Annotated in this window: 11 protein-coding genes; 1 reads left to right on the forward strand and 10 read right to left on the reverse strand. The window is 42.3% G+C overall.

Going from position 1 to position 13,905, the window contains the following annotated elements:
- Nucleotides 1-11: 11 nt before the first annotated feature.
- Together NQ508_RS08070 and NQ508_RS08075 are read right to left on the reverse strand one after the other, a co-directional pair.
- Nucleotides 12-1,451, reverse strand: a complete 1,440-nt coding sequence (locus NQ508_RS08070; RefSeq protein ID WP_006427328.1) for an acyl-CoA carboxylase subunit beta — start codon at nt 1,449-1,451, stop codon at nt 12-14.
- Nucleotides 1,452-1,856: 405 nt separating this feature from the next.
- A complete protein-coding gene (locus NQ508_RS08075) occupies nt 1,857-2,468 on the reverse strand; it encodes a hypothetical protein (protein WP_006427326.1) in 612 nt (203 codons plus the stop codon).
- Between the two features lie 368 nt (nt 2,469-2,836).
- On the opposite strand from NQ508_RS08075, the gene NQ508_RS08080 reads away from it, so the two are divergent.
- Complete coding sequence (locus tag NQ508_RS08080) at nt 2,837-4,201, forward strand: peptide MFS transporter (protein WP_006427325.1); 1,365 nt, start codon at nt 2,837-2,839, stop codon at nt 4,199-4,201.
- A gap of 191 nt (nt 4,202-4,392) precedes the next feature.
- Here NQ508_RS08080 and NQ508_RS08085 read toward each other — a convergent pair whose 3' ends face one another.
- The 8 genes from NQ508_RS08085 to NQ508_RS08120 all read right to left on the reverse strand — a co-directional run bounded on the left by NQ508_RS08085 (nt 4,393) and on the right by NQ508_RS08120 (nt 13,771).
- On the reverse strand, nt 4,393-4,824 hold the full coding sequence (locus NQ508_RS08085; RefSeq protein ID WP_006427324.1) for a hypothetical protein: 432 nt from the start codon (nt 4,822-4,824) through the stop codon (nt 4,393-4,395).
- Between the two features lie 168 nt (nt 4,825-4,992).
- A complete protein-coding gene (locus tag NQ508_RS08090; protein WP_006427323.1) occupies nt 4,993-6,981 on the reverse strand; it encodes a 2-isopropylmalate synthase in 1,989 nt (662 codons plus the stop codon).
- Nucleotides 6,982-7,165: 184 nt separating this feature from the next.
- Nucleotides 7,166-8,695 carry a sodium:solute symporter family protein gene (locus NQ508_RS08095; protein WP_006427322.1) on the reverse strand — a complete coding sequence of 510 codons (1,530 nt, stop codon included), beginning with the start codon at nt 8,693-8,695 and terminating at the stop codon, nt 7,166-7,168.
- A 203-nt stretch (nt 8,696-8,898) separates the two neighbouring features.
- The gene (locus tag NQ508_RS08100) at nt 8,899-9,375 is read right to left on the reverse strand and encodes a methylglyoxal synthase (RefSeq protein ID WP_006427320.1); all 477 of its coding nucleotides are present in this window, start codon (nt 9,373-9,375) and stop codon (nt 8,899-8,901) included.
- Nucleotides 9,376-9,518: 143 nt separating this feature from the next.
- Nucleotides 9,519-11,138: a phosphotransferase gene (locus NQ508_RS08105; RefSeq protein ID WP_006427319.1), complete on the reverse strand. Its 1,620-nt coding sequence runs from the start codon at nt 11,136-11,138 to the stop codon at nt 9,519-9,521.
- Between the two features lie 244 nt (nt 11,139-11,382).
- The gene (locus tag NQ508_RS08110) at nt 11,383-11,562 is read right to left on the reverse strand and encodes a hypothetical protein (protein ID WP_006427318.1); all 180 of its coding nucleotides are present in this window, start codon (nt 11,560-11,562) and stop codon (nt 11,383-11,385) included.
- 52 nt (nt 11,563-11,614) lie between these two features.
- Entirely contained in the window at nt 11,615-12,793 is a 1,179-nt protein-coding gene (cytX, locus tag NQ508_RS08115) for a putative hydroxymethylpyrimidine transporter CytX (RefSeq protein ID WP_006427317.1), read from the reverse strand.
- Between the two features lie 33 nt (nt 12,794-12,826).
- Nucleotides 12,827-13,771, reverse strand: a complete 945-nt coding sequence (locus NQ508_RS08120) for an aldo/keto reductase (protein ID WP_044919900.1) — start codon at nt 13,769-13,771, stop codon at nt 12,827-12,829.
- Nucleotides 13,772-13,905: the final 134 nt, after the last annotated feature.

A 13,905-nucleotide genomic window follows, 5' to 3' on the forward strand; every position in this document is an offset into this window, starting at 1 on the left:
GCCTCACCTCTCTAAACCGTACCGTGTTTCTTTACCGGACGATCCTCTCTTTTTGTGAATAACATCTCGAATGCGCCGATCACATATTTTCTTGTATCTGCTGCTTCGATGATTGTATCCACATATCCTCTTTTCGCTGCTGATAATGGGCTTGACTGCAGATTCTTATATTCTGCTGCTTTTTCTCTGATTGTTGCTGCATCAGCGTCTGCATACATGATCTTGGCTGCCTGGTTTGCGTCCATCATTCCAATCTCTGCTTCCGGCCATGCATATACCATATCTGCTCCGACTGCTTTGCTGTTCATTGTCACATAAGCACTTCCGAATGCTTTACCGATCACAACATTTACCTTCGGTACTGTTGCATCTGCAAATGCATAAGTAAGTTTTGCTGCTGATTTTGCAATACGTTTCTCATCGTATTCGCTTGCTGTAAATCCGCTTACATTTGTAAGTGTCAGTACAGGGATGTTGAATGCATCACAGAACTGTACGAATTCTGCAGCCTTTTCAGCTCCGTCAGCAGAAAGAGAGCCGTCAAATTCAGCCTCTACTTCAGCTTCTTCGTTATATACTTTTGAACGGTTTGCAACTGCACCTACAGTCATACCATTCAGTTTGATGAATCCTGCCACCATATCTTTTGCATATGCTTTCTTCACTTCGCAGAAGATGTTGTCATCAGAGATCATTGTAAGAGCAATCGCTGTGTCTTCTTTTGCATTAGCAAGGTCTGCACATACACGGTTCAGATCATCGTTACATTCTTCATAAGAAGAATCCTCTTCGTTGTTGCTTGGTAACATGCATACGAGAGAACGGATATCTGCAAGAATCTCTTCTTCAGATCCGATTCCGTCTACAAGACCGGTTGTCTCACTCTGGAATTTTGCGGAAGATGTATCACATTTAGAAATGTCATTTCCCGGAATTGCATTTGGAGTATTGGTAAATAATTTACCATTCTTTGTCTCCATGAATGTGAAATCTGTCAGAGCAGGTACGATAGAAAGTCCACCGCCACATGTTCCGAAGATTGCTGTGATCTGAGGGATCACTCCGGAAGCCATTGACTGTTTCTGATAAAGTTTTCCAAATGCCTCTAAAGCATCTGTAGCTTCCTGCAGTCTGAATCCGGCGCAGTCAACCAATCCGATGACCGGTGCTCCCATCTTCATTGCCATATCGTAGATATTAGAAATCTTCTTTGCATGCATCTCACCGATCGCACCATTTAAAACAGTAGCGTCCTGGCTGTATACGTATACCAGATTTCCATCGATCACTCCATATCCGGTGATAACACCGTCTGCTGGAGTTTCTTTTTCCTGCATGTTAAAATCAGTTGTTCTTGCTGTTACAGCTCCACCGATCTCAACAAAACTGCCTGCATCAAGTAAACTGTTGATTCTCTTACCTGCTGCATTGTCTGCTGCCATGTTGCCCATAGTCTAGCCCTCCATTTTCATTATTTTAAATTGGGTTTTTCCTGATTCTTGTATCAAAAGTAAAACCAAATTTTTTCCAATTATATTATACTGTTTTTGACACTTTAGTGCAATACCTTTATATTGTTTTTTGTTAAATACTTGACGAGTCGTTTCTTCCTATTAAAATGGCATTAAAATCTTACATTTCCGTGTCAAAAGTCAACCTTTTTGGCATCTATGGTTAACTTTTAAATATGCATTTTTCTGAAATAATATACTGTATTTCAGTATCTGCAGAACCTGCCACTGGCAGCTTCTTCCGAACGCCTGGCGATTGAAAAGGCCATGTGTATATCCGTACATCTATGTACACACATGACCTTTTTGTCTGTTTTATTTCTGTTCTATGTTCAAAAATCCGCTTTAAAACTTCTTTACTTTCTTCCGTTTCATATTCTTGCATCTCGTCAGAAGGAACTCCGCCAGCTCGTCTGTATTATTTCCTTCCAGCGCCGTCTTCGGAAATCCGATCATCGCTCTTGCCGAACCCATTGTCTCCGGATCTGCCTTTACAACTACACCAAACGCTTCTTTCGTCTCCAGAATCTTGGTTACATCCTCATATGAGAATGATCTTGTCTTCTTCGCAGTTACACTGTCAAAATGATCATCCAAGAAATGAATCTCAGAACTGACCGGTCCCCCATTCAGCTTGCATCGTCTGTCAAACTGATCTTTCGCATCTCCGACTGCCGTTGTTGCCAGTACCTTTCTCCAGATCGTTCTGTTCACCAGTATCGCAACAACGAACGCCAGTGCCCATCCGGCAATAAACTTAATAATGAAAAATGTCATCCCGCCCGGTGTGTTCCCGCCATGACTTCCATATTTCCACATATAATAGAACACCAACGGTCCCATCACTGTTACTACAAACTTAATCGTAATATCGCTGCTGTCCACACGGAAAAGTTCACATATCTGCTTCAACGTATTCTGTGACTCTTTATATGCCACACGGTAATAATTCGCCATATTGTTTTCCCCTTTACAAAATCTGAATCCTATTATATCCTTATATAGTTGATTATTCAAGAAAATCCGTTATAATTGTTTATAAATTATCCATAAACTTTTCTATATATCGTAAGATTTATTTTTGATTTCTATTATCATTTAGTTACTTTTACTCTTTTACTTTCCATTTGTTCTACCAATTTATTACATTTCCACATATGAATTTCTAAAAAAATAAGAAAAGCCTTAACTTTTTCTTAAACAATTGGTTGTACTTTGGTCTAGTTTGTGATAAGATTAACTGCGTTGAGAGTTTTAATCATAAGAGGGGATTTTCCTCGTATCGTTAAAACCAAAGAAAAATTTCATATTGGAGGGTGAATCTCATGGAGAACACTAAGAAAAAATTACCATTTGGTTTCTATGTGTGCTGTCTGACTTTCTCTTTTGAAAGACTTGCATACTATGCAGCTAAATGGGGGCTTTCGATCTTTATCGTAGCCACAGCAGCTCACGGTGGTCTTGGACTTGACAAATCCGTTGGTGCTGCAATGAGTTCTAACCTGGTAGCATTTACTTATATCACACCTATCATCGGTGGATATATCGCTGACCGTTGGATTAGTCCGCGTATCCTTGTTCCTGTTGGTGAGATCCTTATGGGTCTTGGTTATCTGTGTGCTTGGAGAGCAACAGAAGCCAATGGTATCGCAATGATGTGGGCAATGATTATCCTCGTTTCTATCGGTACTGGTTTCTTCAAAGGAAACGTATCCGGTATCAACGGACGTCTCTTCCCATTAGCTGACCAGGATGAACTTGATACTGTATTCAATTTACAGTACATGTTCGTTAACATCGGATCATTCTGTGGTACTACATTCCTTTCACTGATTGGTACAAACGCTGGATACCGTACAATGTTCCTTGTTTGCGGAATCTTCCTGTTTATCGACTGTGTATGGTGGTTCGTTGGAATGAAATCTTTCGGCGATGCCGGAAAGAAACCATTCCTTGTTGATAACCGTTCTGAGAATGTTGAAAAAGCAGACAAAGAAAAGGACAATGCACCACTTACGAAGCTTGAGAAAAACCGTGTTATCGCAATCCTGATCGTAACCGTATTCTCTGGTATCTTCTGGCTGATCTGGTACATGGCTTACATGCCTGTTTACTATGAATTCGGTCCAGTATCTCAGGGAGGATCTGGATGGGCTAACTGGAACATCGGTTCCTTCGAGATGCCTACTGCCTGGTTCGACTCAATGAACGGACTTCTTTGTATCATTCTTTGCCCTATCTTCGCAGGTATCTGGGCTAAGATGAGACAGCGTCCACAGGGTGACTGGGGAATGTTCACAAAGACTGCTATCGGAATTATCATCCTTGGTCTTTGTACAGGATCTATGGTTCTTGCCGCTGCACTTTCAGGACAGGGAACAAAAGATCCAGTTGGTATCTGGGTAATCATCCTGGCATCTGTATGTATGTCACTTGGAGAGGTTATCTTCTCACCACTTGGAAATGCTTTCATCAGCAAATATGCTCCAAAGAAACTTCTTGGAACAATGCTTGGTGTATGGCCACTGATCATCTTCTTCTCTGGTAAAGCTTACGGACCACTTTATAACTGGCTCGGAAACTTCGACTTCGTCAAAGCATATGGTGTTGTTACAATCATCATCGTTGCCTGCGGAGTTATCATGTTAGCATTTACTAAGAAGTTCGACAAGATGGTTGAAGGTAAATAATTCGTGAATTAAATACCGTACATAAAAAGAAGACTTGCTTATGCAGGTCTTCTTTTTTTATTATCTACATAACTCACATGCCAATGGTAACGAGGTTTCCTTTTTATGTTGTCTACATGAATTATGAACACACGACAACAAAAAAGGAAATCTGCTCCCACAGATTTCCCCTTACACGTTATATATTTCTTTTATTTTTTACGATACTTTTTATTCCCCGTACTGTAACTTCTTTTAATCTGATTATTATTCTTTGTCTTCTTTTTAGTGTTTTCTTTCTTATTCGCCTTGGCGCTGAACGAATCTCCGGATCCACGTGGTGTAATATTCTTCTTTGTTCCGATCTCTTTCTGGTCTTCAAATGCAGGCTTCAGAAGTAATTCCGCACCAATTACAAAGCAGGCAACTTCTACTGCAAGCTGAACCATCTCACCGTTATCCCCGATACTTTCAAAGAACGGATCCAGAACTCTTGCCCCGGAAAGGATCACCAGTGTCAGTCCGGCATAAGTAAACAACGAATAGAACATCATCGTCTTCCCCCTGCCTTCATTCTGCTGCATGAAGTAGTATCCTGCGATAAAAATCACACCGCCAAGGATCATCAATATGTACTTTAACATTTCTATCTCTTCCTCCCAATCATGTTTTCTGTAAAGTCTATTATTTATTATACATGAAATCCATCTCGATTCCTATCTTTTTATATGTATATTTTTATTTTTCCGTTTACGCACTTTTAAAAGGGATGCACTTTCCGGCACATCCCTCGCAACTTTTCACTACTTATTTTATTTCTGATTTCTAAACTGCATCGGAGTCATATCATAAGCTTTCTTGAACAATCTGTTGAAATGCTCAACATTCTGATATCCGACTGACATTGCAATGTTCTCGACTGTCATATTACTGCTTTTGAGCAGTGCTTTCGCTTTCTTCATGCGGATTTTCTTCACCAGATCCCCAAATGTCATTCCGGATTTTTCCTTAATGTATTTTGACAGATAAGGTTTGGACAGGAAGAATTTTTCTGCCAGGTCATCTAATGTAATGTCAATATAATTTGCCTGTACATAATTCATGATCTCGATCATTCTTGCATCCGTACATGCATCAGCACTCCCGAGTTCTTCAATCTTATTTACCGCAACGATCAAGGCTTCAATGGAAGCTCTGATAATATCCGGATCGATTCCTACACCCCAAAATGTCTTTCCGTTGCAGATAATTCCCACATAAGCAACAGCCTTAGAAGAAGATCCCTTTGTAAGCGAATGTTCTTCGTAGAAGGATAATTCATAGCTGATATTGAAATACTGCTTAATTGCATTACTTACTGCGTCCAGACGTCCATTTCCGTTCGAAGTGATCACTTTACTCTCTCCTGCATGATTGATCGTCACTTCTGCGGTAATTCCGTCTACCTGTTTAAAATGGCACTCATCAATATGGAAGATGGATTTGGTATTAATATAGTGATCAGAGAAGATCTGGTATACCCAGTCTGGTGTCAGCTCTTTGTGTGCTTTATCCGATACATCTTTTACCATATATCCTACTTCTTCACGCATCGCCTTTGGAAGATTGATTCCGTGGCTGTGCATTAAGATGTAGTTTACGCCTCCCTTACCAGACTGACTGTTGATACGGATAACGTCCGAATCATACTCTCTTCCGACATCTTTTGGATCGATCGGCAGATACGGAACTGTCCATTTATCACATTTCTTCTCATCTCTCCATGCCATACCCTTGGCAATCGCATCCTGATGTGATCCGGAAAATGCAGTAAATACCAGGTCTCCGGAATATGGCTGACGGTCATATACCTGCATTCTGGTCAGACGCTCATATGTCGCGCGGATCTTTCTCATATTAGAGAAATCCAGTCCCGGATCTACACCCTGGGAATACATATTCATTCCAAGTGTGATGATATCAACGTTACCGGTACGTTCTCCGTTTCCAAACAATGTACCCTCGATACGATCAGCTCCTGCAAGAATACCCAGTTCTGCAGTTGCCACTCCGCATCCTCTGTCATTATGTGGATGAAGTGAAAGTACCACATTCTCTCTGTGTTTCAAATGCTTATGTACATACTCTAACTGGCATGCAAATGTATGAGGCATTGCATTTTCTACAGTTGTAGGAATATTGATGATTGCTTTATTATCAGCTGTCGGCTGCCATACATCCAGAACAGCGTTACAAACTTCTACGGCATAGTCCACTTCTGTTCCGTGGAAACTTTCCGGACTGTATTCAAATGTGAAGTTACCATCTGTCTCATTAGCCAGCTTCAGAAGTAATTTTGCCCCGTCGATCGCAAGTTGTTTTACCTGTTCTTTATCTTTTCTGAACACCTGCTCTCTCTGTGCAACAGAGGTAGAATTGTATAAATGGATCACTGCGTGAGGTGCTCCTTTTACAGCTTCAAATGTTCTCTTGATGATGTGTTCTCTTGCCTGTGTCAGGACCTGAACGGTTACATCATCCGGAATCATATCTTTCTCAATCAAAGTTCTCATGAACTGATACTCTGTCTCGGAAGCAGCCGGGAATCCAACCTCAATCTCCTTAAATCCGATATCAACCAGCATCTGGAAGAACTCCAGCTTTTCATCCAGACTCATTGGTTCGATCAATGCCTGGTTACCATCTCTTAAGTCTACGCTACACCACTTCGGAGGCTGTTCTACCGCATCTTTTTTCGCCCAGTCATATGTAACCTCCGGCGGCATAAAATAACTTTTCTCATATTTCTGATAATTCTTCATAATTAAAAGCCTCTCCTTTTACTCAATATTTCAAATCTTATCATCTTGCAATAATAATCATCAATTTTGTTGTTCATTTTTAATACTTTTATATCCTAACATATCCCTACGCAAAAGGGAAGTGATAAATTTAATCACTTCCATTGATGTTTTTTAATATGTTCGATTTTTCAGATTATTTCGATTAATTCTGTTCCAGAGAACGTTTCTTGGTGATTGTAACCTTCTCATCATAGCAGGCAAATATCTCATCCACCCTGTCTTTCTTAAGTTTTGGTGTAAGTACACTCACTACCGGCACTACGATCAGTCCTGCTACCATCGCAATTGCTCCTGCATTAATCGGAGATGCAATAAAGTGGAAGAAGAGGTTCAAAACCGTAATTCCGACACCTGCCGCAAAACTTGCCCAGACCGCGGCTCTTGTCACACCTTTCCAGTACAATCCATACATGAACGGTGCAAGGAATGCTCCGGCCAGTGCACCCCAGGAAATTCCCATAAGCTGTGCAATGAATGTAGGTGGATCCATTGCAATCACTACTGATAATACAATGAAGAATACTACCATCACCTGCATGGTTCGTACCTGTTTCTTCTCACTCATATCTTTCATCACATTGTCTTTTAAGAAATCCAAAGTCAATGTCGAGCTGGATGTCAGTACCAGCGAAGCCAGGGTTGACATGGAAGCCGATAATACCAGCACTACTACGATACCGATCAGGATATCCGGAAGTGTTGATAACATATGTGGAATGATTCCGTCGAAGATCATATTGCCCGCCTCATCATGTAATTCCGGTGCATCAAACAATCTTCCGAATCCTCCGAGGAAGTAACATCCTCCGGAGATCACGCTCGCAAATAACGTAGAGATCACAGTTCCTGTATTAATTGATTTTTCATCTTTAATCGCATAGAACTTACCAACCATCTGTGGAAGTCCCCATGTTCCAAGAGAAGTTAAGATAACAACCCCCAGAAGATTTAACGGATCCGGCCCAAAGAATGAAGTAAATGCGCCCGGCTGTCCCATTGTCACCGGCACATCACTTGGAATCTCTGCCATTGTCTTAATTGCCTGAATAAATCCGCCCTGACCATTTAATACCGCCAGGATAACTGCCACGATACCACCCAGCATGATAATCCCCTGAATGAAGTCATTGATCGCCGTAGCCATGTATCCGCCAAGAATAACATAAATTCCCGTAAACACTGCCATTCCGATCACACAATATTTATAAGGAATATTAAATGCCATTCCGAATAACCTTGACAATCCGTTATATACAGAAGCCGTATACGGAACCAGGAATATAAATACGATTGCAGAAGCTGTAATCTTAAGCGCCTTGCTTTCGTATCTCTCACCAAAGAAATCCGGCATCGTCTTAGAATTCAAATGCTGTGTCATAACCTTGGTACGTCTTCCGAGCACAACCCATGCCAGCAAACTTCCGATAATCGCATTTCCAAGACCGATCCATGTAGATGCGAGACCATATTTCCATCCAAACTGTCCTGCATATCCTACGAATACAACTGCGGAGAAATATGACGTTCCATACGCAAATGCCGTAAGCCAGGGGCCTACCGATCTTCCTCCCAATACATAGCCGTCTACACTTGTCGCATGCTTTCTTGCATAGATGCCGACCGATACCATAATCGCAAAAAATATCACCAGCATCAATAATTTCATCGCCATAACTTTTCTCCTCTACTTTCCTCATTTCTTTTTACTTGTTTTCGCTAATTCACTTTAAAGTGTTGCGCTTTAAAGCATTAAAGTTTACGGTGTAAGAATAACACAGATGATACGGTATGTCAATCTTATTTTGCAGAAATATAAAAGGCAAAAAAACAGCTGCGATTCCTTTTTTTGCGGAATGCGCAGCTGCTCTTTAGCTTCTATTTCATCTTCTCCACTCTGTCCTGAATGGTCTTGTTAAAGTTCTCTACCTTTCTTTCATATGTAGAATTCATAAATTCAGACTTCAGCATGAAATCTGCTGTTGCAAGATTGTTAGCTGTAGGAATATCGTAAAGTACGGCAATACGGGATAATGCTCTTACATCCGGATCGTGCGGCTGTGCCTCTAACGGATCCCACAGGAAGATCATAAAGTCGATCTGTCCTTCTACGATCTTCGCTCCGACCTGCTGATCTCCTCCGAGCGGGCCGCTGTTATATCCCTTTACCGGAAGCCCGGTCTTCTCTGCGATCAGACGTGCGGTTGTACCTGTACCGCATAAGAAATGACCTTTTAAGATTTCCTTATTCTTGTCGCACCATTCGATCAGTTCTTTTTTCTTACCATCATGGGCAACGAGTGCGATATGCTTTGCTTTTCCAATTTCAAATGTTACAAAATTATCGTTTAACATCTGTTGAATTCTCCTTCCGTTTTAACTCTCTTCGTTATCTTTATATATCAAACTTATATTTATAATAAAATGTATTTTATTATCTGTCAACTTTAAACTGGAAATTAAATTGTATTTTAGTTACAACAATTTGCCCATCACTTTCAGAACGTCTCAACGATTTCCTGCATCTGATCAAACTGTTCTTCCATCTCTTTTACAAGCCTGAACTGTGTTCTTGCCCGAACAAGATTGTGTTCTGGATAAGTTGTTTTGAAATATACATCGCCCTGGAGGAAGTCAGCAAGAAAACGCATACCGCATTCCAGCGTCATAAGTCTCGCTCCCCACGGAAGACTGGCGTTCTCCGCCGGTGTCAGTACATCCTTCGCCATCTCCAGATACCCTTTCACGTAGATGCGGTAAAGCTCTATATCAAAGTGCACCTTGTTCAGATCCTTCTCATCTTCTTCCGCTGTCGATGCCCCGAACCGGATGGAATCACCAAAGTCATTTGCCGCAAGTCCCGGCATGATCGTGTCCAGATCGATGATGCACAGTCCCTCTCCTGTATTCTTATCAAACAAAATGTTATTCAGCTTGGTATCGTTGTGCGTCACACGGAGCGGAAGTATTCCTTCCTCAAGCTGCTTCATAAGGACACCGCAGTCATCCTCGCGTGCCAGTACAAACTCTATTTCTTCACGGCAAAGTCTTGCCCTGTTCTTCACATCTTTCCGCAGTGCATCTTTGAAATCACGGAAACGCTTCACCGTATCGTGGAACTTCGGAATCGTCTCATAGAGACTCTCGGCCGGATAATCCCCCAGCTGCTTCAGAAAATGGCCAAAGCTGAGTGCCGACTGATAGAACTGTTCCGGTCTCTCCACCATCTGATAGCACACAGAATCCGGTACATAATGCAGGCAGCGCCATGGCTGTCCGTCCGCATCTTCAAAATAGCTCTCTCCTGATTTTGTCTTAATATAAGACAATGCCTCTCTGTCCAGATCTCCGCCTTCCTCACGGATCATACTGCGCAGATACTCCGTAACGCCGAATATATTCGCCATTACCTGATCCGGGTTCTTGAATACATTAATATTGATGCGCTGCAAAACATAGAGCGGCGTATCCTTTCCATCTGCGCCCGGCATATAGACTGCATAAGTCTCATTGATGTGGCCTTCTCCGAACGGCTTCACATAACTGCACTGCTGCCCGAAACCAAATGCGTACACGGCATCTTCCAGACTCCGGCTGTCCACGCCCTCGATCTTCCTTCTGGTTGAGAAGATCACTTCTCCTGCCTCCACTTTACATCCGCTCTCGATCGTACAGTCTGACTTTACAACACTCCCCAGTCCGACATGCGCTCCGGCACATACTACTGAATTGTGATCTACGATCGCCCCGCTGTTCACCAGCACCGCACGTCCGATCCGGGTATTGGTATTTACCACCGCTCTCTGCATCACAAAGCAGCCCGGTTCCAGCACCGCACTCGGACTTACAACTGCAGACGGATGCACGATTGCCGGTACCTCATACCCCGCTTCCAGCAATTTGTCCGTCCAGTACAGACGCATCTTGTTATTTCCAAATGCTGCTACTGCCACCGGATACTCCTTATGTCTGATCTCATAATCACAGCACATTCCGATGACCGGTTCATCCTTCACCGCATCATCCAAAAATACAACCTTTTCATACCCCAGTGCCTGCGCAGTCTCCGCTACCATCCGGCCGAATCCGCCTGCACCGAGAATCAGCAAACTTTTCATTACGTATTTCCCCAAATTGTTTTTTTATTTTATTTTGAAATATTTTGTTTTAAAATATTATTTCTTACATTCATCAGTTATATCATATCATAGAAGTAGAACCGGAGATAGTTATTTTCATAAAAAGCTTCGGAGAATCACAGGTAACAGGATTCTCCGAAGCTTCTTTGTATTTATATTTATATTGGAAAGGGGTTCCCTTTTAGGGACATATTTTAAAGATAGTTCAATCTTTCAAGGGTATTCAATACCATATGGCGTCCGGCATCCGTTCCGTCAATGATACGTCTCGCACGTACAGAAGCCCTGTGCCGCCACGTGCACGCAGCTCATAATATTTGATATGTTCGTCGCTCAGTTCCCCATCATGTCCGGCGAAATCACTTCCCATAGGCATCATTACAACACGGTTTTTGAGTGTCATACCTCTGGCTGAATACGTGTGGAAGATAGATTTTGTCTATGAATTATCAATCTTATTTTTTCTGATTTTTTTCAGGTATTAATTTCCCGGCGATCAGACACAGGACGATCGTGATCACCATATCCGGCAATGTATTCCCCACCGGCATATCTACATTCATAAGAATTCTGTACACAACGAATCCAATCACCCAGATGATCATATTCGGCACATATACTGCCCGACTGCTCTTGTCTTGTTTTAACAGGAAAAAATCAGCAATCTGAATAGCGATCATCGGTGCAAATACAGAACCGATCAGATACAGGAAATCTGTTATATTATCCATCGGATATACAATTGCTGCGGCCGTTCCAATCACTGTCACAACGATAGCAACATGCTTTCCGTTCCATCTGCTTACAACCGTCTCGCTGGAGATTCCAGCAGAGTATGCATCCAGGAAAGTGGTTGTAACTGTTGAAAATACAATGATCAGAAGTCCCAGGATGCCAAGACCTGCCTTTAACATGATCTGTGCAATGTCATACTCTCCGGTAATGATAGCAGCTCCCATTCCGATCACATACATCCAGCAGCTTACGATTCCATATGTAACCGCACTGACTGCAGTTGCTTTCACCGGCTCCTTCGCCTCTCTTGTGTAATCACTGATCAGTGGCAGCCACGATAATGGCATCGCAACCGCAAGCTCTACTGCTGCTCCAAATGTCATACTGTCGTCAGACGGTGTTCCCGCCCCGCTTCCTGTAAATATCACCTTACACAGAATCAGTGTCAGGATAAATAATGCTGCCATCGCAACAGTATTGATCTTGCCCAGATTCGTAATTCCGATCACAATCCACAGAATGATCAACGCTCCGATCACCAGGCACCAGATCCATCTACCGGTATGCATCACACCGTCTGCTGCCAGTGCCCCGTCATAGATCATGATCGCAGTCCAGCCGACAAGCTGCAACACATTCAGGACCGCAAACAGAACACTTCCTTTCTGTCCAAAGCTCATCTTTACAGTCTCCATTGCACTCTTTCTGACTTTTCCACCGATCACTCCTGCCAGGAAAAGCATCAGACAGCCAATGATATGTCCTACTATGATTGCTGCCAGTCCTTTTCCCATGCCAAGCGGGGCCAGATATGTTCCGGTCAGGATCTCTGCGATCGAAACCCCTGCGCCGAACCAGATCAGACCATTTTCAAATAAGCCGGTACGCTTCTCTTCCATAATGTTTATTCCTCCTCGTCTTCCTTTGTAGTCTTATATAATAGTCTTTTTCAAAGCCTGTTCCAGCAGCTGCATCTCATCATCGCTTAATTTCCACTCAAATACCTTGCAGTTCTCCTCAATTTTATCGCGGCTCTGCGCTCCTATAATACAAGAAGAAATAAAAGGTCTCTGCAAGGTCCAGTTCAATGCAATCTGCGACAATGGAACATTTCGTTCCTCACTGATCTGATCCATTGTTCTTAAAAGAAGCATTACTTTTGAAAACAACGGTTCTTTAAAATATGGGTAAAACCGGTTTCGGTTATCATCCACACCATATTCCTTGAGTTCTCTGTATTTTCCGGTTAAAATGCCTCCTCCGAGCGTTCCATAAGTCATAACTCCCATTTTCTGAGCACAGGCCCACCGGATCAGCTGCTCCCATTTCCGATCTACCATAGAATACTGTGGCTGATATGCTTCTATAGCACAATATTTTTCTGCTTCTTCCATCTGTTCTTTTGTAAAATTCGATACTCCGATATGCAGAATCTTTCCTTGCTTTTTCAATGTATTAAGCGCATCCATTGTCTCTTCCATCGGAACATTCGGATCCGGCCAGTGGACCAGATATACATCGATATAATCTGTCTTCAGATTACGGAGTGATTCTTCGCATTCCCGCATGATCTTATCTGCCGACCCGCAGCGTACATATTTTCCATTAATAAATTCATTTCCACACTTGGTAGCCAGGATCACTTCTTTCCTGACGCCAAGTTTGTGCACAACTTCTCCGATATACTGTTCTGCCCTGCCTCCGTTGTAGGCAGGTGCCGTATCAATAAAATTGATTCCACAATCTACTGCTGCCTTGATCGCATCCATCCGGCTTTCGTCGGAATAAGAATCCCATCCGGCACCTCCGATTCCCCATGTACCAAGACACATCCTGGATACACGAAGTTGTGTCTTTCCAAATTCTGTATATTCCATTTTCTTCATCTCCGTTTCATTTTTCGCTCATTTTGTCAATCTATCATTTTTACATTTAGAATAATGATATCAGAAAACTTTTTATAACTCAAGAGCTGAATGCTTTCTTCCAAGCTTGCCCGTTCCCGTCTCCA

It is taken from the genome of Dorea longicatena (genome assembly GCF_025150085.1).
In the GTDB taxonomy this organism is placed as follows: Bacteria; Bacillota; Clostridia; order Lachnospirales; family Lachnospiraceae; genus Dorea_A; species Dorea_A longicatena.

Coding starts and splice junctions, on each gene's coding strand:
- NQ508_RS08070 (WP_006427328.1), bottom strand. CDS start 1,451: ATGGGCAACATGGCAGCAGACAATGCAGCAGGTAAGAGAATCAACAGT.
- NQ508_RS08075 (WP_006427326.1), bottom strand. CDS start 2,468: ATGGCGAATTATTACCGTGTGGCATATAAAGAGTCACAGAATACGTTG.
- NQ508_RS08080 (WP_006427325.1), top strand. CDS start 2,837: ATGGAGAACACTAAGAAAAAATTACCATTTGGTTTCTATGTGTGCTGT.
- NQ508_RS08085 (WP_006427324.1), bottom strand. CDS start 4,824: ATGTTAAAGTACATATTGATGATCCTTGGCGGTGTGATTTTTATCGCA.
- NQ508_RS08090 (WP_006427323.1), bottom strand. CDS start 6,981: ATGAAGAATTATCAGAAATATGAGAAAAGTTATTTTATGCCGCCGGAG.
- NQ508_RS08095 (WP_006427322.1), bottom strand. CDS start 8,695: ATGGCGATGAAATTATTGATGCTGGTGATATTTTTTGCGATTATGGTA.
- NQ508_RS08100 (WP_006427320.1), bottom strand. CDS start 9,375: ATGTTAAACGATAATTTTGTAACATTTGAAATTGGAAAAGCAAAGCAT.
- NQ508_RS08105 (WP_006427319.1), bottom strand. CDS start 11,138: ATGAAAAGTTTGCTGATTCTCGGTGCAGGCGGATTCGGCCGGATGGTA.
- NQ508_RS08110 (WP_006427318.1), bottom strand. CDS start 11,562: ATGACACTCAAAAACCGTGTTGTAATGATGCCTATGGGAAGTGATTTC.
- cytX (WP_006427317.1), bottom strand. CDS start 12,793: ATGGAAGAGAAGCGTACCGGCTTATTTGAAAATGGTCTGATCTGGTTC.
- NQ508_RS08120 (WP_044919900.1), bottom strand. CDS start 13,771: ATGGAATATACAGAATTTGGAAAGACACAACTTCGTGTATCCAGGATG.